Annotated in this window: 15 protein-coding genes; 8 read left to right on the forward strand and 7 right to left on the reverse strand. The window is 70.0% G+C overall.

Features of this window, described 5'->3' with window-relative positions; genetic code table 11:
• Window positions 1-11 precede the first annotated feature (11 nt).
• Window positions 12-2,093, reverse strand: coding sequence for a PhoX family protein (locus A3CE_RS0122990; RefSeq protein WP_020642469.1), 2,082 nt, complete (start codon window positions 2,091-2,093; stop codon window positions 12-14).
• Between the two features lie 236 nt (window positions 2,094-2,329).
• On the opposite strand from A3CE_RS0122990, the gene A3CE_RS0122995 reads away from it, so the two are divergent.
• Complete coding sequence (locus A3CE_RS0122995; RefSeq protein ID WP_020642470.1) at window positions 2,330-2,971, forward strand: HAD family hydrolase; 642 nt, start codon at window positions 2,330-2,332, stop codon at window positions 2,969-2,971.
• On the opposite strand, the gene A3CE_RS0123000 is transcribed toward A3CE_RS0122995, so the two are convergent.
• From A3CE_RS0123000 to A3CE_RS0123015, 4 genes are all read right to left on the reverse strand, one after another.
• Window positions 2,934-3,680 carry a hypothetical protein gene (locus A3CE_RS0123000; protein ID WP_020642471.1) on the reverse strand — a complete coding sequence of 249 codons (747 nt, stop codon included), beginning with the start codon at window positions 3,678-3,680 and terminating at the stop codon, window positions 2,934-2,936. The genes A3CE_RS0122995 and A3CE_RS0123000 overlap by 38 nt on opposite strands.
• A complete protein-coding gene (locus A3CE_RS0123005) occupies window positions 3,677-4,207 on the reverse strand; it encodes an RNA polymerase sigma factor (protein WP_245589572.1) in 531 nt (176 codons plus the stop codon). Before A3CE_RS0123005 ends, A3CE_RS0123000 begins: the two co-directional genes overlap by 4 nt.
• 89 nt (window positions 4,208-4,296) lie before the next feature.
• Window positions 4,297-5,385: an inositol-3-phosphate synthase gene (locus A3CE_RS0123010; protein WP_020642473.1), complete on the reverse strand. Its 1,089-nt coding sequence runs from the start codon at window positions 5,383-5,385 to the stop codon at window positions 4,297-4,299.
• Between the two features lie 69 nt (window positions 5,386-5,454).
• Window positions 5,455-6,003 carry a PadR family transcriptional regulator gene (locus tag A3CE_RS0123015; RefSeq protein ID WP_020642474.1) on the reverse strand — a complete coding sequence of 183 codons (549 nt, stop codon included), beginning with the start codon at window positions 6,001-6,003 and terminating at the stop codon, window positions 5,455-5,457.
• A 245-nt stretch (window positions 6,004-6,248) separates the two neighbouring features.
• On the opposite strand from A3CE_RS0123015, the gene A3CE_RS0123020 reads away from it, so the two are divergent.
• The 4 genes from A3CE_RS0123020 (at window position 6,249) to A3CE_RS51505 (ending at window position 14,534) form a co-directional block, all read left to right on the forward strand.
• Complete coding sequence (locus A3CE_RS0123020) at window positions 6,249-6,644, forward strand: DUF5318 domain-containing protein (protein ID WP_020642475.1); 396 nt, start codon at window positions 6,249-6,251, stop codon at window positions 6,642-6,644.
• A gap of 67 nt (window positions 6,645-6,711) precedes the next feature.
• Window positions 6,712-9,444 (forward strand): transglycosylase domain-containing protein, encoded by a 2,733-nt coding sequence (locus A3CE_RS0123025; protein ID WP_020642476.1) that lies wholly within the window; start codon window positions 6,712-6,714, stop codon window positions 9,442-9,444.
• 145 nt (window positions 9,445-9,589) lie between these two features.
• Window positions 9,590-12,064 carry a transglycosylase domain-containing protein gene (locus A3CE_RS0123030; RefSeq protein ID WP_026468768.1) on the forward strand — a complete coding sequence of 825 codons (2,475 nt, stop codon included), beginning with the start codon at window positions 9,590-9,592 and terminating at the stop codon, window positions 12,062-12,064.
• Window positions 12,065-12,209: 145 nt separating this feature from the next.
• Window positions 12,210-14,534 (forward strand): transglycosylase domain-containing protein, encoded by a 2,325-nt coding sequence (locus A3CE_RS51505; RefSeq protein WP_245589573.1) that lies wholly within the window; start codon window positions 12,210-12,212, stop codon window positions 14,532-14,534.
• A 34-nt stretch (window positions 14,535-14,568) separates the two neighbouring features.
• On the opposite strand, the gene A3CE_RS0123040 is transcribed toward A3CE_RS51505, so the two are convergent.
• Window positions 14,569-15,624, reverse strand: coding sequence for a Gfo/Idh/MocA family oxidoreductase (locus tag A3CE_RS0123040; RefSeq protein ID WP_020642478.1), 1,056 nt, complete (start codon window positions 15,622-15,624; stop codon window positions 14,569-14,571).
• Window positions 15,625-15,679: 55 nt separating this feature from the next.
• Here A3CE_RS0123040 and A3CE_RS0123045 point away from each other — a divergent pair, with 55 nt between their 5' ends.
• Window positions 15,680-16,738, forward strand: coding sequence for an ROK family transcriptional regulator (locus tag A3CE_RS0123045; RefSeq protein ID WP_020642479.1), 1,059 nt, complete (start codon window positions 15,680-15,682; stop codon window positions 16,736-16,738).
• Between the two features lie 48 nt (window positions 16,739-16,786).
• Entirely contained in the window at window positions 16,787-18,337 is a 1,551-nt protein-coding gene (locus A3CE_RS0123050) for a glycosyltransferase family 87 protein (RefSeq protein WP_026468769.1), read from the forward strand.
• 3 nt (window positions 18,338-18,340) lie between these two features.
• On the opposite strand, the gene A3CE_RS0123055 is transcribed toward A3CE_RS0123050, so the two are convergent.
• Window positions 18,341-19,114, reverse strand: coding sequence for a deoxyribonuclease IV (locus A3CE_RS0123055; protein ID WP_026468770.1), 774 nt, complete (start codon window positions 19,112-19,114; stop codon window positions 18,341-18,343).
• 113 nt (window positions 19,115-19,227) lie between these two features.
• Here A3CE_RS0123055 and A3CE_RS0123060 point away from each other — a divergent pair, with 113 nt between their 5' ends.
• Window positions 19,228-20,025 carry a hypothetical protein gene (locus A3CE_RS0123060; RefSeq protein WP_020642482.1) on the forward strand — a complete coding sequence of 266 codons (798 nt, stop codon included), beginning with the start codon at window positions 19,228-19,230 and terminating at the stop codon, window positions 20,023-20,025.
• Window positions 20,026-20,143 lie beyond the last annotated feature (118 nt).

The following is a 20,143-nucleotide window of genomic DNA, read 5'->3' on the forward strand; positions in this document are numbered from 1 at the left end:
GCCCGCGGGCCTCAGCGTTCGCCGATGCGGCCGGGCAGCCCGAAGCGGCCCTTCTTCCACACCGAGACGATGGCCGGGCGCGGCTGCGCGGTGCCGCCGTCCGGCCAGTGCGACGTCGGGTTGGCCGAGCTCGTCCCGTTCTCACCCGGGTGCTGGACCGCGACGAGCACCAGGTTGTCGGTCACGACCGGGCCGCACGTCTCGGCACCGACCGGCACCGACAGGAACTGCTTGACGTGGCCGCGCTCGGGCCCGGTGACCGGCACCGAGAACAGGCCGTCGTTCGCGCCCAGCGTGTTGCCGTCGGTGGCGATCCACAGGTTGCCGTGCCGGTCGAACGCGACGTTGTCCGGGCAGGAGATCGGGCTGACCTGGTCCTTCGGGAAACCGCCGAAGTAGGTGTCGGCCGCCTTGGGGTCGCCGCAGACCAGCAGCAGCCGCCAGGAGAACCGGGTCGACGCCGCGTCGCCGCAGGACTCCTCCCACTCCAGGATGTGACCGTTCTTGTTGCTGTTGCGCGGGTTGACCTCGTCGACGCCGGCCTTGCCCGCCGCGCCGCGGTCGGTGTTGTTGGTCAGCGCCGCGTAGATCCGGCCGTTGACCGGGTTCGGCTCGATGTCCTCCGGCCGGTCCATCTTCGTGGGGGCCACCTTGTCCGCGGCCTGGCGCGTGAAGACGTAGACCTCCTCGGCGGTGAATCCGTCCACAAAGGACTTATCGCCGCTGACCAGCGGGATCCACTCGCCGGTGCCGTCGAACTCGGCGTCGGCGGGCAGCGTGCCCTTGCCGTCGATCTCCGCCGCGGGGCTGTCGCCGGTGAAGCGGGCGACGTACAGCGTGCCTTCGTCGAGCAGCGCCGAGTTGTGCCGCCGCGCGTGCGCGCTGGTGCCGGGCTTGTACTTGCCCTTCGAGACGAACTTGTAGATGTACTCGAACCGGCTGTCGTCACCGGAGTAGACGGCGACGTGGCCGTCGGCGGTGATCTTGATGTTCGCGGCTTCGTGCTTGAACCGGCCGAGCGCGGTGTGCTTGACCGGCGTCGAGTTCGGGTCGTTGGGGTCGATTTCGACGACCCAGCCGAACCGGTTCGGCTCGTTGGGCTCCTGCGAGACGTCCCAGCGCTTGTCGAACCGCTCCCACTTGCGGGTGCTCGTGCCGCTGCCGACGGAGTAGCGCTTGAGCCGCGCCGCCGTGACCGGGTCGGTGACCTTGTCGGAGTTGGCGAAGTACTGGTCGAAGTTCTCCTCGCCGGAGAGCACGGTGCCCCACGGCGTCACGCCGCCGGAGCAGTTGTTCTGCGTACCGCGAACCTGGCGGCCGGTCGGATCGGCCGACGTCTTGAGGAACTTCGAGCCGGCGGCCGGGCCGCGGACCTCGAAGATCGTGTCGAGGGTGATCCGGCGGCCGTACCGGCTCGGGACCACCTCGAGCCCGCCGTGGACCGGGTCGCGGCGGGCCTGCAGCACCGAGAGGCCGTGCGCGGCCCAGGCGATCTTCGCCTGCTCCTCGGTCGGGTTGGCCGGGTCGTACTGGTCGGCCGGGAACATGTGGACCTCGGTCGTGTACTCGTGGTTGACCACGAGCAGGTTCGACAGACCCAGCGGGTCCTGCGGGATCAGGCCGACGAAGTCGTTGTTGTAGCCGAACTGCTTGGCCTGCGCGGCCGCGGTCTGCTGGGTGAAGTCGAACTTCGGCGCGCCCGGGACGACCGGGTCGCCCCAGCGGACGACGACGCGCTGGGCGTAGCCGTCGGGGATGCTGACCTGGTCGAGCTTGTTCGGCGGGACCGGCGTGAAGTCGGTGCCCGGGACCGGACGCGGCTTCGGGCCGTGGCCGTTCGCCGTGACGTCGGCCGGGGCCGCGGCCGCGGTGCCCGTCGAGAGCGCGGCGAAGCCACCGGCCGCGGCCGCCATCACCGCGCCCGCCTTGAAGACCCGGCGCCGCGAGATGTCCTTGACGACGTCACCGAAGTACTCGTTGCCGGTCTCGTTCGCCTCCGGGTGGGCGCATGCGTTGCCGCACCGGTACTCGCAGGTGATCGGGGAGCGGCCACCCGGGTGAGCGGGGAACAGCGGGAGCAGGCGGTCGGGCACAGCGCCTCCATGGTGGGAGTTCGGGAACGAAGCGACCGTATGTGCCGAAAACCAGCCGATCCAGACATCTGGGTGAACAGCGGGTGTATTGCTCGCAATGCCCACGCGCGGTGCCCCGGACGGCCGACGGCCCCGGACACTTGGTCCAGGGGCCGTCGCTCTGCGTGAGATCAGCTAGGCTAACAAAAATTAGTAAGGGTAGCTAAGTAAGTCGGCTCACAGGCTAGGCTCGGGACATGGACGCGGTGATCTTCGACCTCGACGGCGTACTGGTGGACTCCGAGCGGATCTGGGACGAAGTGCGGCGCGCGGTCGTCGCCGAGCACGGCGGCACCTGGCGCGAGGAGGCGACGCGCGCCCTGCAGGGGATGAGCACCCCCGAATGGGCCCGCTACCTGGTGGAGGAGCTCGGCGCGCGGACCACCCCGGCCGAGATCGCGACCCTCGTCGTCCAGCGCATGGCCGCCCGGTACGCCGCGGAGCCGCCGCTGATCCCGGGTGCGGTGGAGGTCGTGCGCCAGGTGTCGAACCGGTGGCCGGTGGCGATCGCGAGCTCGTCGCCGGTGATCCTGATCAAGGGCTTCCTGGACGTGACGGGCCTGCCGGTGGGGGCGGCCGTGTCGTCCGAGCAGGTCGGCGCGGGGAAGCCGGCGCCGGACGTGTACCTGCGGGCGGCCGAGCTGCTGGGCGTGGCAGCCTCGGACTGCGCGGCCGTCGAGGACACCACGAACGGGTTGCGGTCGGCACTGGCGGCGAAGATGGCGGTGTACGCGGTGCCGAACCCGCACTTCCCGCCCGCTCCGGAGGTGCTGAAGCAGGCCACCGCGGTGGTGGAGAAGATCACCGACCTGCCGGGTGCGCTGGGGTTGACCAGCTGACCTGGAAGCGCACCGGCGGCGAATCCGCATGGACATCGGCGAGGAACAACTGGTCCGATCCCAGCATGCCGACCGCCTTGGCCTGACTCGGATCGCTCTTCGCGTCGAAGAGCCGCAGTTCCCGCGCCGCCGGGTCGACGAGGTAGATCGCCTTGCCGGCCGGCAGCGGGCCGTCGTCCTCACCCACGTACCCGGAGCGCACCACGGCGGTCGAGAGGGGGACGCACGTCGGCGACTTCATCCCGTACTGCGGAGATGTGCCATCCGGCTTCACGCCGCCGGGTGACGCCAGGAGGCAGAACATGGTTCGCGCCGGGACTGTCTTGGTGGTCGCGGTCACCGCGTAGGTCGTCCAACGATCGGTTTGCCCGGTGAACTCGCCGACCGGAGTCCCGATCCGGCTGAAGCTGATCGAGCCGAAGCCGACCGACCCGTCGTAGTACACAGGCTTCGGCAAGCCGAACGGTTCGCCAGGAGGGCTCGCCGGCAGAGTGGAATCCGCCAGCTGGAGCCGGGTGGCCATCAGCACGCTGGTCAGCAGCACCAGCGCCGCGGCCAGGGGCGCCACCACCACCGTCAACCGGCGGCGGGCGGCCCGTGACCGCCGCTGTCTGCGTTGCTGCTCGGCCCACGCGGCGTCGAGGTTCGGCCTGACCTCCCCCGCCCGCTCGCGCAGTGCTTCGGCCAGCTTGCGTTCGAGGTCGATCATCGCGCGCCTCCGAGGTCGTCCCCCAGGTGTTTGCGCAGATTCTCCATCGCGTGGTGGGTGGTCGCCTTCACCGTGCCCGGCGAGACACCCAGGGTGTCCGCGATGGCCACCGTGCTCAGGTCCAGCCAGTAGCGCAGCACCAGCACTTCGCGCTGGCGACGGGACAGCTTCACCAGTACCGCGCGCAGCCGCTGGTGCTCCCAGCTGGCCACCGCCCTGACCTCGGCCGACGGCTCGTCCGGCGGCCGGTCCTGCGGTGCCCGCCGGACGACGCGCAGGTGCCGCGTCCGCGACCGCGACATGTTCACCACGGTCGCGCGGAGGTAGCCGGCGACGCGGGTGTGGTCGATCAGGGAGTCCCAGCGCTGGTGGAGCTTGACGAAGGCCTCCTGCGCGATGTTCTCCGCGTCGTCCGCGCCGAGCAGGTGGGCCAGCCGCGTCATCTGGCCGAAGTACTCCCGGAACAGGTCGTGGAAGGTCGGCGCGCCCAGGTCCCCCGGCACGCTTTCCCCCACGCTCGCCCTCACGCGCTCCTCACGCGCACCCCGCCCCACCGGTTTAGTGCAGCACAGAAAAAGGCCGTCACCAGGGGTGACGGCCTTTTTCCAAGACAGCTTTACCGCTCGATTTCGCCGCGGATGAACTTCTCGACGGCGTCGCGGGCGGTCGAGTCGTCGTACTGCTCCGGCGGCGACTTCATGAAGTAGGACGACGCCGACAGGATCGGGCCGCCGATACCGCGGTCGAGGGCGATCTTCGCCGCCCGCACCGCGTCGATGATGATGCCCGCCGAGTTCGGCGAGTCCCACACCTCGAGCTTGTACTCCAGGTTCAGCGGCACGTCGCCGAAGGCGCGGCCCTCGAGGCGGACGTAGGCCCACTTGCGGTCGTCGAGCCACTGCACGTAGTCCGACGGTCCGATGTGGACATTGCCCTTGCCGAGGTCGCGGTCGACCTGCGAAGTCACCGACTGGGTCTTCGAGATCTTCTTCGACTCGAGCCGCTCCAGCTCCTTCATGTTCAGGAAGTCCATGTTCCCGCCCACGTTGAGCTGCATCGTCCGGTCGAGCTGGACGCCGCGGTCCTCGAACAGCTTCGCCAGCACGCGGTGCGTGATGGTGGCGCCGACCTGGGACTTGATGTCGTCGCCGACGATCGGGACGCCGGCGTCGGTGAACTTCTGCGCCCACTCCGGGTCGGAGGCGATGAACACCGGCAGCGCGTTGACGAACGCCACACCCGCGTCGATCGCGGCCTGGGCGTAGAACTTGTCGGCCACCTCGGAGCCCACCGGCAGGTACGAAACGAGCACGTCGGCCTGCGACTCGCGCAGCGCGGCGACGATGTCGACCGGGGTCTCGTCGGACTCCTCGATCGTCTCGCGGTAGAACCGGCCGAGCCCGTCGTGGGTGTGCCCCCGCTGGACGGTGACGCCAAGCGGCGGCACGTCGGCGATCTTGATGGTGTTGTTCTCGGAGGCGAAGATCGCCTCGGACAGGTCGCGGCTGACCTTCTTGGCGTCCACGTCGAACGCGGCGACGAACTCGATGTCGCGGACGTGGTACCCGCCGAAGTCGACGTGCATCAAGCCGGGGACGCGGGTGGCCGGGTCCGCGTCGCGGTAGTACTGGACACCCTGGACCAGCGACGCCGCGCAGTTGCCGACGCCCACGATGGCCACCCGTACGCGGCGGTTCTCGCCCATGGGAGGTTTCTCCTTCAATCCGTCTGTCAGTAGGTCTGGTGCCGCCACGCTGCGGCCCGGCCTCGCGGCTCAGGTCGTCTCCGGCCCCTGCCGTTCGGCTTGTTCGTGCGCGATCAGCTCGTTGAGCCAGCGCACCTCCCGCTCGCTGGTCTCCAGCCCCAGCCGGTGCAGCTCGCGGGTGTAGCGATCGATCCTCTCCTCGGCCCTGGCCAGCGCCGCCCGCAAACCCTCACGCCGTTCCTCGACGCGGCGGCGGCGGCCCTCGAGGATCCGCATCCGCACGTCGGCCGGGGTCCGCGAAAAGAAGGCCAGGTGGACGCCGAAACCCTCGTCGTCCCAGGTCTGCGGCCCGGCGTCGCCGAGCAGCTCACCGAAGCGCTCCTTGCCCTCCGCGGTGAGCTTGTAGACCCGCCGCCCGCGCCGCGACCACGCTCGGTCGTCGGCCTCGTCCAGCTCTTCGACCAGGTACCCGGCCCGCAGCAGCTTGCGGAGGGTCGGGTACAGCGAGCCGTACGAGAACGTGCGGAACGTGCCGAGCGTCTCGTGCAGCCGCTTGCGCAGCACGTACCCGTGCATGGGCGCTTCGTGCAGGAGACCGAGGATCGCGAACTCCAGCACACCGCACCCCCTTCCGGGAACAAACCGAGACGACGGGCGTTGCTCCGAACGATCGCCTCGATCCAACCTACTCAGCTACTATATCGCGCCGATACATCGAAGTGGCGAAGCTAACCCTCTCTGACTGCTCAGTGTGGGCGAAATTCACCGGAGAGTTATCGAACGTCCGGCGTGTCCGCCCCGGTCAGCGAGCCGGTCGCGCTAGGGGGCGTGGACGGCACAGGAAGAGCCCGTACTCTGTCCTGGTGATTAACCAGCGGCAGGTCGTGGACTACGCGTTGCAGCGCCGTGCGCTGCTCGCCGAAGTCCGCTCCGGGCGCGTCGGCGGCTATGAAGCCTGCGACGCGAGCCCGTACCTGCTGCGGGCGGCGAAGTTCCACGGCCGGGCCGGTGACCTGCCCTGCCCGATCTGCCGCCAAGAGCCGCTGACCCTCGTGTCCTGGGTCTACGGTGACGAACTCAAGCACGTCGCGGGCTCGGCGAGGTCCCCCGAAGAGCTGGCCAGGATGGCCGGCCTGTTCGCCGAGTTCACCGTGTACGACGTCGAGGTGTGCCGGGCGTGCCATTGGAACCACCTGGTGCGGTCATACGTCCTCGGCACGGGGGAACCGGCCGGTCCACGAAGGACCGCAGGCCGGTGAGCTGGAACACAACCGCTGCAGAGCGCAGAACGGCACCCCACCGGGCGCCGGTCTGGGAGGCCCATTCGTGAACGACGACCGCAACCGCTCCTGGCCCGGCCAGGAGCCAGATGCACCTCGCCGTGCCCAGTCAGGCCCGTGGCCGGGGGAGGACCCCGGACCGGCATGGCCCGGCGAAGAAGCCCCCCGCCGTCCGCAGCGCGGCACACCGCCCCGGGGCAACCCGCGCGGCGGCGGCTCGCCCGAGTGGCCATCCGGCGACGAAGGCGGTCCCCAGTGGCCGGCTGATGAGGCGCCACGGCGTCCGCAGCGCACCCGCCAGCAAGGCGTTCCGCAGCGGCGCCCGGTCCCGCCGCCCGGCCAGCGCCCGGGACAGGCCGCGCCCGGCTCGCCTCCGGAGGGCTTCCGCCAGCCGCCGCCGGGACGCCGTCCGCCGGCCCCGCCGCCCGAGCGCGAACCGGACCTGATCACCCACCACGCGCACAACGGCACCGACGACATCGGCCGCGACCCGTATGACGACGGCTACGACGACGCCGCCTTCAACGAGTTCGCCGACGACGTCGAGCCCCAGGAGGAGCTCGACGAAAAGGGCAAGAAGGTCCTGACGCCGGCGCAGCGCAAGAAGCGTCGGTGGAAGATCATCCGGCGGGTGTCCTACGCCTTCGTCGGGCTGTTCTTCGTGGTCCCCGCGGTCGCGTTCGTCATCACGTACTTCCTGGTCGACGTGCCGACGCCGGAGAGCATCAAGTCGCTGCAGAACCAGGCGGTCACCTACTACGACGCCAACAACCAGGTGCTGGGCCGGGAGCTGCCGCCGAGCGGCGACCGCCAGCTGCTCAAGCCGGGCGAGGTGCCCGAGGTCGTCAAGCACGCGGTGTACTCGGCGGAGGACGCGACGTTCGAGACCAACTCGGGCTTCGACGTCACCGGCATCCTGCGCGCGGTCTTCAACCAGGTGACCGGCGGCCAGGGCGGTGGTTCGACCATCTCCCAGCAGTACATCAAGAAGGCCACCGAAAACGACGCTCCGACGCTGACCCGCAAGTGGACCGAGCTGGCCAAGTCGTTCAAGATGAACAACCAGCAGTCCAAGGAAGAGATCATCACTTCCTACCTGAACATCGTCTACTTCGGACGCGGGGCGAGCGGTGTCCAGGCGGCTGCGAAGGCCTACTTCAACAAGGACGCCAAAGACCTCAACGCCTCCGAAGCCTCGTTGCTGGCCGGCCTGATCCAGGGCCCCAGCAAGTCGGAAAACCAGGCGTACGCCCAGAAACGCTGGACGTACGTGATGGACCAGATGGTCGCCAACAAGTGGCTGCGCGCGGATGAGCGGGCCACCGCCCAGTTCCCGACGCCGATCCCGAAGAACGCCAACAAGGAGCAAAACTCGGGGAAGATGACCTACCAGCTCCAGCAGCGGATCAAGGACGAGCTGGCGGCGAAGGGCTACGACGAGAACAAGCTGTTCTCCACCGGCGCCAAGATCTACACGACGATCGACCCGGCGGCGCAGGCCGCGGCCGAACAGGCGTCCCAGGAAGGCATGAAGGGCCAGACGGACGAGAACCTGCTCAACGCGCTGGTCGCGGTCAACCCGAAGAACGGCGGTGTGATCGCCTACTACGGCGGGCCGGAGCTGGTGAAGGACGCGGGAGGCAAGGACCAGATCGGCCAGGACCGGGCGAACCAGGCGAGAAACCCGGGTTCGGCGGTGAAGCCGTTCGACCTCACCGCGTTCCTCAAGATGGGCAAGGGTCTCGGCGAGACGTTCGACGGTACGAACAACCGGTCGCTGGGTGGCCGCGTCGTCCGGAACGCGGGTGACAGCACCAGCTGCGGCCCGCAATGCACCGTCGCCACGGCGATGGAGATCTCGGCGAACACTGTGTTCTACGACATGGTCCTGAACGTGACGAAGCCGTCGCGGGTCGCGGAAGCGGCGAAGGAAGCCGGGGTCAAGGTGGCGCCGAACGGCAAGAGCGTCCTGTACACCGACGACGCCAACATCTCCCTCGGTGGTGGTGGCACGGCCATCACGCCGGAGGACATGGCGGCCGGGTACGCCTCGTTCGCGAACGGCGGCACGTACCACGAGCAGCACTTCGTCGCGAAGCTGACGAACGCCCAGGACGAGGTCGAGTTCGACGAAAACAACGTCAAGACCAACCCGGCGTTCGACGACGACGCTTCCAAGAGCCAGCAGATCGCGGGCAACGTCACCGAGGCGCTCGTGCCGGTCATCGACCACTCGAAACTCAAGTGCCCGAGTGGCCACGAGTGCGCCGGCAAGACGGGTACGCAGCAGTACACGGCGAAGGACGGCGACCCGAAGGCGTACGGCGAACGCAACTCCCAGACGTGGATGGTCGGGTACACGCCGTCCGTGTCGGCCGCGGTCTGGGTCGGCGGCGACGGCAACAAGCCGCTGCACGACCCGAAGAACAAGCCGATCTTCGGGGCGACCGTCGCCGGTCCGACGTGGCAGAACTTCATGAACCTCTACCTCAAGGGCAAGCCGGCGGAGAAGTTCGACAAGGTCGCGGCGATCGGCAAGGACGTCAACGAGGTGACCACGACGCCGACGAAACCGCCGGACACGCCGACGACGCCGACCACCCCGACGACACCGACCACCCCGCCCAGCACGGAGTCGTCCGCTACGTCGTCCGAGACGACGTCGAGGACCCGGACCTCCCGGCCCGGCCCGACGCCGCCGATCATCGACCCCGGGAACGGCAACAACTCGGGTGGTGGTGGCGGGCTCCTCTCCCGACCGGGTCCAGGACCCGGCTAGCGGCTCCTTCGGGGCCCTCCGCGACCACGCGGAGGGCCCCGAACCGGTTCCGGGGTGATCATTCCGGCAACCCGCCGGGTTCACGCGCGTCCCCTCCTCTAGAGGGACGGCGATCGTCGCCGTCCCTGCGCTCACTGGAGGACCCGTGCCCGACGATCGATCCCGCTCCTGGCCCGGCCAGGGTCCCGATCCGCGCCGTCGTGGGCCGTCCGCACCACAGGGTCCCCACGGGCAGGTCCCCCACGGCCAGGTCCCCCGCCGCCCGGTGCCACCGCTGCCCGGCCGTCCGCCGCAGCCGCCCCCGCGCTCCTACCGGCCCGAGCCGCCGCCGATGAGCGGCGGTCCGGAGCTGATGACGCACCACGCGTACGAGGAGCCGTCCGGCTACGACGGCCCGTACGACGAAGACGGCGTCGAGCCGCCGGACGACGGCAAGCCGGTTCTCACGCCGGAGCAGCGCAAGAAGAGACGCTGGAAGATCATCCGGCGCGTCTCCTACGCCTTCGTCGGGCTGTTCCTGGTGCTGCCCGCGATCGCGTTCGTCATCACGTACTTCCTGGTCGACGTGCCTTCGCCGACGGAGGTCGCGCAGAACCAGAGCCAGGCGGTGACCTACCTCTTCGCCGACGGCTCGCCGATGGGCAAGGACGTCCCGCGGGGCGGCAACCGGGTGCTGCTGACCCCGGAGCAGATCCCGGACATCATGAAGCACGCGGCGATCGCGACCGAGGACGACTCCTTCGAGACCAACTCCGGCTTCGACATCGGCGGCCTGCTGCGCGCGGTGTACAACCAGGCCACCAGCGGGGTCGGCGGTGGTTCGACGATCTCGCAGCAGTACATCAAGAAGGCCACCGACAACGACGCGCCCACGCTGACGCGCAAGTGGACCGAGCTGGCCAAGTCCTTCAAGATGAACCAGACGTACGAGAAGAAGGACATCATCACCGCGTACCTGAACATCATCTACTTCGGGCGCGGGGCGTACGGGGTCGGCGCGGCTTCGCAGGCCTTCTTCCACAAGGACGCGAAGGACCTGAGCTTCTCGGAGGCCGCGCTGCTGGCCGGGCTGATCCAGAAGCCGGGCCGGTCGGAGAACGACAAGGTCGCGCACGACCGCTGGACCGTCGCGCTCGACCGGATGGTGAAGAACAACTACATCAGCGCGGCCGACCGCGCGGCGGCGCAGTTCCCGACGCCGATCCCGGTGGAAGACAGCAAGCAGCAGGCAGGCGCGCCGCCCGCGTTCATCGTGCAGCAGGTGAAGGACGAGCTGGCCGCACACGACATCCCCGAAGACCGCTACTACGCCGGCGGCTTCCAGGTGCAGACCACGATCGACCCGAAGGCGCAGCAGGCCGCGGAAAAGGCCGGCACCGAAGCGCTCGAGGGCCAGGTGGACGACAACCTGCTCAACGCGCTCGTCGCGGTCGACCCGAAGACCGGCGGCGTGCTCGCCTACTACGGCGGCAAACCGATCGTGCAGGTCAACGGGCAGGACCAGGCCGGGCGCGACTGGGCGAACACCCCGCAGAACCCGGGCTCGTCGATGAAGCCGTTCGACCTCGTGGCGTTCCTCAAGATGGGCAAGGGCCTCGACGCGACGTTCGACGGCTCCAACAACCGCGTCTTCGACGGCCGCACCGTGCGCAACGCCGGCCCGAGCAGCAGCTGCTCGCAGCAGTGCACCGTCGCCGACGCGATGATGCGCTCGGCGAACACCGTGTTCTACGACATGGTGCTCAACCAGACCAAACAAGGACCGGTCAAGGAAGCCGCCCGCCAAGCCGGCGTGAAGACCAAGGAGGACGGCGGCCAGTCGATCATCTCGACGAAGGACAACAACATCTCCATCGGCGGTGGCGACACCCAGATCACGCCGCTGGACATGGCGGCGTCGTACGCGACCTTCGCGGGCGACGGCGAACGCCGTGACCGGCACTTCGTGCTGAAGGTGACCAACGCGCAGAAGGAGGTCGCGTACGAAGCTCCGAAGGACGGCAAGGCGGCGTTCGACAGCGACGCGGACAAGAGCAGGCAGATCGCCGGGAACGTCACCGAGGGCCTGAAGCCGGTCATCGACTTCTCGCACCTGCACTGCCCGGCCGGCCACGAGTGCGCCGGCAAGACCGGGACGCAGCAGCACGCGAAGGTCGCGGGCGAGCCGTCGTGGGCGGCGAACACGAACTCGCAGACGTGGATGGTCGGGTACACCCCGTCGGTCTCGGTGGCGGCCTGGGTCGGCGGCGACGGCAACAAGCCGCTGCACGGCAAGAACAACTCGCCGATCTACGGCGCCACCATCGCCGGCCCGATGTGGCAGAAGTTCCTGTCGCTGTACCTGGCGGGCACGAAGGGCGAAGGGTTCGGCAAGGTCGACCGCATCGGCAGCGAGGTGGCACCGCCGCCGTCCTCCGACGTCGCGACGACCACGGAATCGACGCCGACCAGCGAGAACAACGGCGACGAAGGCGACAACCGCGACCACAACGGCCGTGGCCACGAAGACGGCAACTCCAGCCAGCCGTCGACGTCGAACACGCCGAAGCACCCGAAGCCGCCGACGTCCTCGAAGGAGACGCCGACCTCGGGCGACAACCCCGGCAACCAGGGGCCGTGAACCACGGTGGGCCGCGGCACGTGTGCCCTCAGAGGGGACTGCGCCCGCAGCCCACCGTGGTAACCGAGGACGGCCCGTGAACAACGACCGCACCCGCACGTCGCCTGGCCGGCAACCCGATCCACGTCGTCGTACCCGCCGACCGGTGCCCCGCGCCGGGCTGCTGGGCGCCGAGCCGGAGCTGATCACCCACCACGCGCACAACGGCACCGAGCCGGAAGATCCGCCGACGGTGCCGATCATCCGGCCCCGCCCGGGTCAGCCGCCCGCCCGTCCGCGCCCGGCCACCGCGCAGGACCTGCGGAAACGTCGTTGGCGGCGGATCCGGCGGATCTCCTACGTCGTCGCCGGCTTGTTCTTCGCCGTCCCCGCGATCGCGTTCGCGATCACCTACTTCTCCGTCGACGTCCCCTCGCCGGAAACGGTCGCGCAGGCGCAGGGCCAGGCCGTGACCTACCTGTTCAGCGACGGCACCGAGATGGGCAAGGACGTGCCCGCCGGCGGGAACCGCCAGCTCCTGGCCCCGAACCAGATCCCGGACGTCGTCAAGAAGGCGGTGATCGCCACCGAGGACGCGTCGTTCCAGACGAACTCCGGCTTCGACGTCACCGGCATCCTCCGCGCGGCGTACAACCAGGTCACCGGCGGTTCCGGCGGCGGGTCGACGATCTCGCAGCAGTACATCAAGTACTCCTCCGGCGACGACGACCCGACCCTGACGCGCAAGTGGGTCGAGCTCGCGAAGTCGTTCAAGATGAACCAGACCTACGAGAAGGCGGACATCATCACCGCCTACCTCAACATCATCTACTTCGGCCGCGGCGCCTACGGGATCGAGGCCGCCTCGCAGGCCTTCTTCGGCAAGGACGCCGGGCAGCTCGACTACTCCCAGGCCGCGCTGCTGGCCGGGCTCATCCAGCAGCCGGGCCGCTCGGAGAACACGGCCGTCGCGACGAGCCGGTGGACGACGGCGCTGGACCGGATGCTCAAGAACGGTTATCTGACGCCGGCCCAGCGCGCGGCGGCGAAGTTCCCGGCCCTGGTCCCGCTGCGGGAGAGCAAGCAGGCCGGTGCGCTGAACCCGTTCATCAAGAAGCAGGTCAAGGCCGAGCTGGCCGCGCAGGGCATCGACGAGAAGCGGTACTACTCCGGCGGGTTCCAGGTGTTCACCACGATCGACCCGCAGGCGCAGCAGGCGGCCGAGAAGGCGATGGCCGAGGGGATGGCCGAGCAGACCGACGACCGGATCCTCGGCGCGATGGTGGCCGTCGACCCGAAGACCGGCGGCGTGGTCGCCTACGACGGCGGCGACCCGATCGTGAAGGGCCCGAACGGCGAGGACCAGGCCGGGCGCGACTGGGCCGACGAGCCGCACAACCCCGGGTCGTCGATGAAGCCGTTCGACCTGGCGGCGTTCCTCAAGCTCGGCCGCGGCCTCGACGCGCGGTTCGACGGCACGTCACCACGGACGTTCCCCGACGTCCCCCAGCCGGTCCGCAACGCCGGCGACAGCAGCAGCTGCTCGCAGCAGTGCACCGTCGCCGAGGCGATGCAGCGGTCGACGAACACGGTGTTCTACGACATGGTGCTCAACGTGACGAAGCCGTCCGGGGTGGCGGAAGCCGCGAAGGAGGCGGGTGTCCGGACCACCGACAACGGCGGCCGCAGCACGCTGTTCACCGGCGACAACAACATCTCGATCGGCGGTGGCGGCACGCAGGTCACCGCGGCCGACATGGCGTCGGGGTACGCGACCTTCGCCGCGGGCGGCGTCCAGCACGACCGGCACTTCGTGCAGAAGGTGACCAACGCCAACGGCGAAACCGCGTACGAGGCCAAGGTCCGCGGGACCGACGCCTTCGCGGACAACGACACGGCGAAGAGCGCGCAGATCGCCGGCAACGTGACGGCGGCACTGGCGCCGGTGATCCAGTTCGCCCGGCTGAGCTGCCCGGCCGGCCACGAGTGCGCCGGCAAGACGGGAACTCAGCAGCACACGCCGCAGAACGACGAACCGCCGTCGGCGGCGAACGCGAACTCCCAGACGTGGATGGTCGGCTACACGCCGTCGGTGTCGGCCGCGGTCTGGGTGGGCAGCGACGGCGACAAGGCCCTCCGCGGCCCGGGCGGCGCCCCGCTGTCCAGCTCGACGCTCGCCGGCCCGATCTGGGACCGCTTCATGCAGCTCTACCTGGGCGGCAAACCGGCGGAACGCTTCAACCGCGTGGCGGCGATCAGCTCGCCGCAGGACCGGGTGCAGGTGCAGGTCCAGCCGGACGAAGACCAGCAGCAACAACAGCAACAGCAACAGCAACAGAACTCGGTCCAGTTCGGCGACGGCGGCAACCGGCAGCAGCAACAGCAGCAGCTCGACCAGCAGGAGCAGTTCCGCCAGTTCCAGCAGCGGTTGCAGGAGCTCCAGAACCAGCAGAATCAGCAAAACCAGCAGCGCGGCCGAAGGAGGCCGTGACCTCGGAGCTGGGGGTCACCGAGGTCACGGCCGGTCAGGGGGTCGTCAGTGCGACCACGGTGCCTTCGACGCCGGAGCGGTGCGCGGCCTCGATCACCCGCAGGGCCTCGACCGAGGACGCCGGGTCGACCGGGAACTCGCCTTCGCCGCGCAGCGCGTCGCGAACCTGGGCGTAGAACTGCTCGTAGCGGCCGGTCTCGGTGGGCACGGTCCGGACGTCGCTGCCGACGCCGATCTTCCCGGCGTCCGCGGCGGGTTCCACGCCCCAGCCTTCGTCGCCGGGCCGCAGCCCCGCCTTGATCTGCGGTTCCTGCACGTCGAGGCCGTACTTGGTGAAGGTCGCCCGGTCGCCGAGCACCCGGAACCGCGGGTTCTGCGTGCCCGCGAGGGCGGTCGCCCACAGGTGCGAGCGGACGCCGTTCGCGTGGTGCAGCGCGACGAAGACGTCGTCGTCGACCTGGACGCCGTCGCGGCGGCGGTCGGCCTCCGCGTAGACCCGCGTGACCGGGCCGAACAGCTGCAGCGCTTGGTCGACGATGTGCGCGCCGAGGTCGTAGAGCAGGCCGCCGGCCTCGGCCGGGTCGCCGAACTCGCGCCAGTTGTCCTTGGGCTTCGGCACCCAGCGGTCGTAGCGGGACTCGAAGCGGAAGACGCCGCCGAGCTGTCCGGAGTCGAGGACCTTCCGCACGGTGAGGAAGTCGGAGTCGAGCCGCCGGTTCTGGAAGACCGTCAGGCCGACGCCTGCCGCCTTCGCCGCGGCGACGACCTGCTCGGCTTCGGCGGCGGTGGGCGCGAACGGCTTGTCGACGACCACCGGCAGGCCGGCTTCGATCGCCCGCAGCGCGAGCGGGACGTGCGTGCGGTTCGGCGTGCTGACCACGACCAGGTCGAGATCGCCGGCCCGCTCGAACAACGCGTCGGCGTCGGGCACGATCTCCGCGCCCGGGTGGTCGATGCGGGCCTGGGCGGCGTTGCCGGACGTCGTGATGACCGCCGGGGTCAGCCCGGGCGTCGCCGCCACCAGGGGTGCGTGGAAAACGCGGCCCCCGATGCCGTACCCGAGGATGCCCACGCGCAAGTCGTCCGCCATACCCATCATTAAACAACAGCGTTGCCTAACTAGCCAGCCGTGGGAAGATCCAGTCATGGCGGACACCGGGGTGAACCTGCGCGACGTGCGCGAGCACAACCGTGCCCTGCTGCTCACCCACATCCTGCGCGCCGGTGGCCTCAGCCGCGTCGAGCTCGCCGAACGCACCGGGCTCACGCAGCAGGCCGTCTCCAAGATCGTGCCCGAGCTGCTCGACACGGGCCTGCTGGACGAACAGCGCCAGCCGTCCACGGGCGTCGGCAAGCCCCGCACCCGGTTGACCATCCGGGCCGGCGCCCGCCACGCGCTCGGCGCGCGGCTGGACCGCGACGAATACCGCGTGCTGCGCACCAACCTCATCGGCGAGGTCGAGGAGACGGCGGGCGGCCCGCTGCCGGCCGGTTTCACCCCCGAACAGGCCGTCGAAGCCATCGGCGCCACCGCACTCGAACTCGCCGACGGCTTCGACGTGCTCGGCCTCGGCCTCGGCGCGGTCGGCCCGCTGGACCACCTCGCGGGCCTGGTCCGGGACGCGACGAACATGCCCGGCTGGCACGACGTCCCCCTGCGTGACCTGCTCGAAAAGCGGACCGGGCTGCCCGTCACGCTCGACAAGAACACCAACGCCGCCGCGTTCGCCCGGCTCTGGCCGCACGGCGAGCCGACGGCGACCGCGGTGGTGCTCGTCGGCACCGGAATCGGCGTCGGCCTGCTGATCGACGGACGGCTCTACCGCGGGCCACGCACCAACGCGGGTGAGTTCGGGCACACCACGATCGCCTACGACGGCCCCCGCTGCGCCTGCGGGCGGCGCGGCTGCGTCGAGATCATGGCCAAGCGGGCCCCCGACACGCGGACCGCCGCCGGCTTCCTCGGGATCGGGCTCGCCGACCTCGTGCAGGTGCTCGACCTCGAGCGGATCGTGCTGGCCGGACGCGCGGTGCGGGACGAGCCGGACGTCCACCGCGAAGCCGTTTCGGCGCGGCTCGAGGAACTGCTGCCGCTGCCGCACTGGCAGCGCATCGAAGTCGTCGAAGACGGCTCCGGCGAGGAGCTCGTCACCCGCGGCGCCGCGGCCGAGGTCCTGGCCTCGTACTACGCGAATCCGGCATGATCACCGGCTTCACCGCCGCGCGCGCCGATCACCGATACGATCCGCCTCGTGCCAGAGGAGACCACGCGGGAGCCGGAGCCCGGGCCCGTGACACTGACCCGGGCGGAACGGGTCGTCCCGAGCTGGAACGACCCGCTGGCGGCGGCGGTCACCAGACCCCTCGGCGGGCCGCTCGGTGAGCACGCGGCGGTCGGCAGGCACTGGTTCTGGTCCCCGCAGCGCGTCGGGCTGCTGCTGGCGACCCTGGCGCTGATGCTCTGCTGGTTCGGCAAGGGCTCCTGCATCCAGCAGTACCAGGACTCCAGCGGCGCCACCCAGCTCGACTGGCGCGCGGGCCGCCCGTTCGTCGCCATGTGCTACTCCGACATCGTGCCGCTCTACGGCGCCGAGCGGCTCGACCGGCCGGCCACCTTCCCGTATTACACGTCGTGGAAGGAAAGCTCGCAGACCGCCGAGAACAACACCCGGTACATGGAGTACCCGGTGTTCACCGGCCTCTTCCAGTGGGCGAACGCGAAGCTCGCGGCGGGCTGGCTGAACGTCGCCCAGTCCGGCTGGCTGCCCGGCGCGCTGCCCGTGGCGATCTACTTCGACATCACGGCGTTCTTCCTGTCCCTCGCCTGGCTGATCACCGTGTGGGCGACCGGCCGGACGGTGAGACGCCGTCCGTGGGACATGGTGCTGGTGGCGGTCTCGCCGCTGGTGCTGGTGCACGCGTTCACCAACTTCGACGCGATCGCGACCGCGTTCACCGCGACCGGCCTGCTGGCCTGGGCGCGCAAGCGGCCCCTGCTCGCCGGGCTGCTGCTCGGCCTGGGCGCGACCGCGAAGCTCTACCCGCTCTTCCTGCTCGGCGTGCTGTTCGTGCTGTGCCTGCGCGCGGGGAAGCTCACGCCGTTCTGGAAGACCGCGGGCGCCGCCGTCGTGACGTGGCTGGCGGTGAACGCGCCGTTCATCCTCACCGCGACCCGCGGCTGGTGGGAGTTCTTCCGGATGAGCACCCTGCGGCCGATGGACCCGGACTCGCTGTACAACGCCTTCTCGTACACCACCGGCTGGGCCGGGTTCGACGGCGTGCTGCAGAAGAACCAGACGCCGACGTACCTGAACATCACGGTGGCCGTGCTGTTCCTGACCTGCTGCGCGGGCATCGCCTACCTGGCGCTCGCCGCGCCGCGACGGCCGCGCGTCGGCCAGCTCGCGTTCCTCGTGGTGGCCGCGTTCCTGCTGACGAACAAGGTGTGGAGCCCGCAGTACTCGCTGTGGCTGGTGCCGCTGGCGGTGCTCGCGATCCCGCGCTGGCGGCTGCTGCTCGGCTGGATGCTGATCGATGCCGTCGTGTGGGTGCCGCGGATGTTCTACTACCTCGGCGTCGACCACAAGGGCCTGCCGGAGGGCTGGTTCCTCGGCACGGTCGCGGTCCGCGACCTCGCCGTCGTGGGCCTGTGCGTGCTGGTGGTCCGGGAGATCTACCGCCCGGCCACCGACCTGGTCCGGCTGGACGGCGACGACGACCCGGCGGGCGGCTTCCTCGACGGCGCCCGGGACGTGATCATCCCGAACGCCGTCCGGCGCCGCCGGAAAGCCGTGGCCGTCTAAAACTTAGCCGAGCTTCTCCCGCAGGTAGGCGATGTCGGCGGCCTGGCCGTCCGCCGGTGTCTCGACGACGACCGGGGCGCCCGCCGCCCGGGCGACGCCGACCAGCACCTCGGGGTCGATCGTGCCGTCGCCCTCGATGACGTTCGCGTGCCGGTCGCGGGTCGAGCCGAACTCGTCGCGGGAGTTGTTGAGGTGCACCAGGTCGATCCGGCCGGTGATGGCCTTGACCTTCTCGACGGCGGTCTCCAGGTCCCAGCCCGCGGCGAACCCGTGGCAGGTGTCCAGGCAGAACCCGGCGCCGAACTCGCCGACCTTGTCCCACAGCCGGGCGATCACGTCGAGGTCGCGCGTCATCGCGTTCTCGCCGCCCGCGGTGTTCTCGATCAGGATCGGGACCTTGAAGCCGCCCTTTTCCTGCTCGCGCTCGAACAGCTTGCGCCAGTTGTCCAGCCCGGCCTCGACGTCGTCGTTCGCGCCGACGTGCCCGCCGTGCACGATCAGGCCCTTCGCGCCGATCGCGGCGGCGCCGTCCGCGTGCTGCGTGACGTTCTTGCGCGACGGGATCCGGATCCGGTTGTTCAGCGAAGCCACGTTGATGAGGTACGGCGAGTGGATGAACACCTCGACCGGGTCGGCCTGGATGGCTTCGCCGTGCGGGTGTGGCTTCGGGGCCTTCCAGCCTTGGGGGTCGGAGAGGAAGAACTGGACGACGTCGGCTTTGCGCTCGGCGACCGCGGTCAACGGGTCGTCGTCACGGACATGGGCGCCAATCAGCATGCCGAGCACGCTACTCCGGACGGATTTTCGCCCGCTGGGACCGGTTGGTGACGCTCGTGGAGTACCGTGAGCGCGTTCCGTGATCCAGATTGGTCCGACTGCCGGAGGGCATGATGGGGAAGCACGTCGCCCGGATCACCGCACTGGGTTTCACGCTGGCCGCGTCCGTCGCGCTGGTGGGGCCGGGCGTCGCGAACGCCGACCCGACCCTCGGCGGGGACTGCCAGGCCACGCTGCAGAACGGCGCCGCCCGCACCGGCTCGACCGGCCTCCTGCTGGACGCCGGTGCCCCGCTGAACGCCCCGAACCAGCTCACCATCGGCCTCGACTCGAGTTCGCGGAACACGAACGGCTCGGCACCACTGCTCACGCTGCCGGTCGGCGACACCGTGAAGGCGCTCGGCATCGGCGAGGTCCCGGTGGTCGGCGACGTGGCGGCGCAAGGCGTCTGCCCGGCCGCGCAGGGCACGGTCAACGCGGTCGGCGACCTGACGCAGGGCGTGGCCGGCCAGCTGCCGCCGCTGCCCCTCCCGCCGAACCCGCCCCAGCCGGCCCCGCCCGGTCCCGTTCCGCCCGGCCCGACCCCGCCGCACCCGGGGCCGAACCCGCCCGGCGGCCACACCGGTCCCATCATCACCGGTCCCGGCAACGCGGCCCTGCCGGGCGACTCGATTTCGGGCGTCTTCACCCACGCCGCGCTGTTGCCGGGCAGCCTGGTGCAGGCGCCGGTGATCGCCCAGGTCATCCCCGGTCAGCAGGTCCCGACGGTCGACGAACAGCGGTCGGGCACCGCGGAGGCGCTGCCCGGCGTCACCCCGCCGGCGAAGCTGCCGATGCTGCTCGCGGTGCTGGCGCTGGCGATCGTCGCGGCGGCGCTCGTCCGCGCGTGGATCCGCCGCAAGCCCGCCTGACTTCACCCATCGTGACGCCCGCTTCCACTCGAATGCCGGACCTTTTTGAGCGCGCGGGCGTTACTCGGCTGCCTTAACGTCGTTGTCCTGGGAAGAAGCGACGAGACCAGGGGCGGCG

The sequence above is a fragment of the Amycolatopsis balhimycina FH 1894 genome (assembly GCF_000384295.1).
Taxonomy (GTDB): domain Bacteria; phylum Actinomycetota; class Actinomycetes; order Mycobacteriales; family Pseudonocardiaceae; genus Amycolatopsis; species Amycolatopsis balhimycina.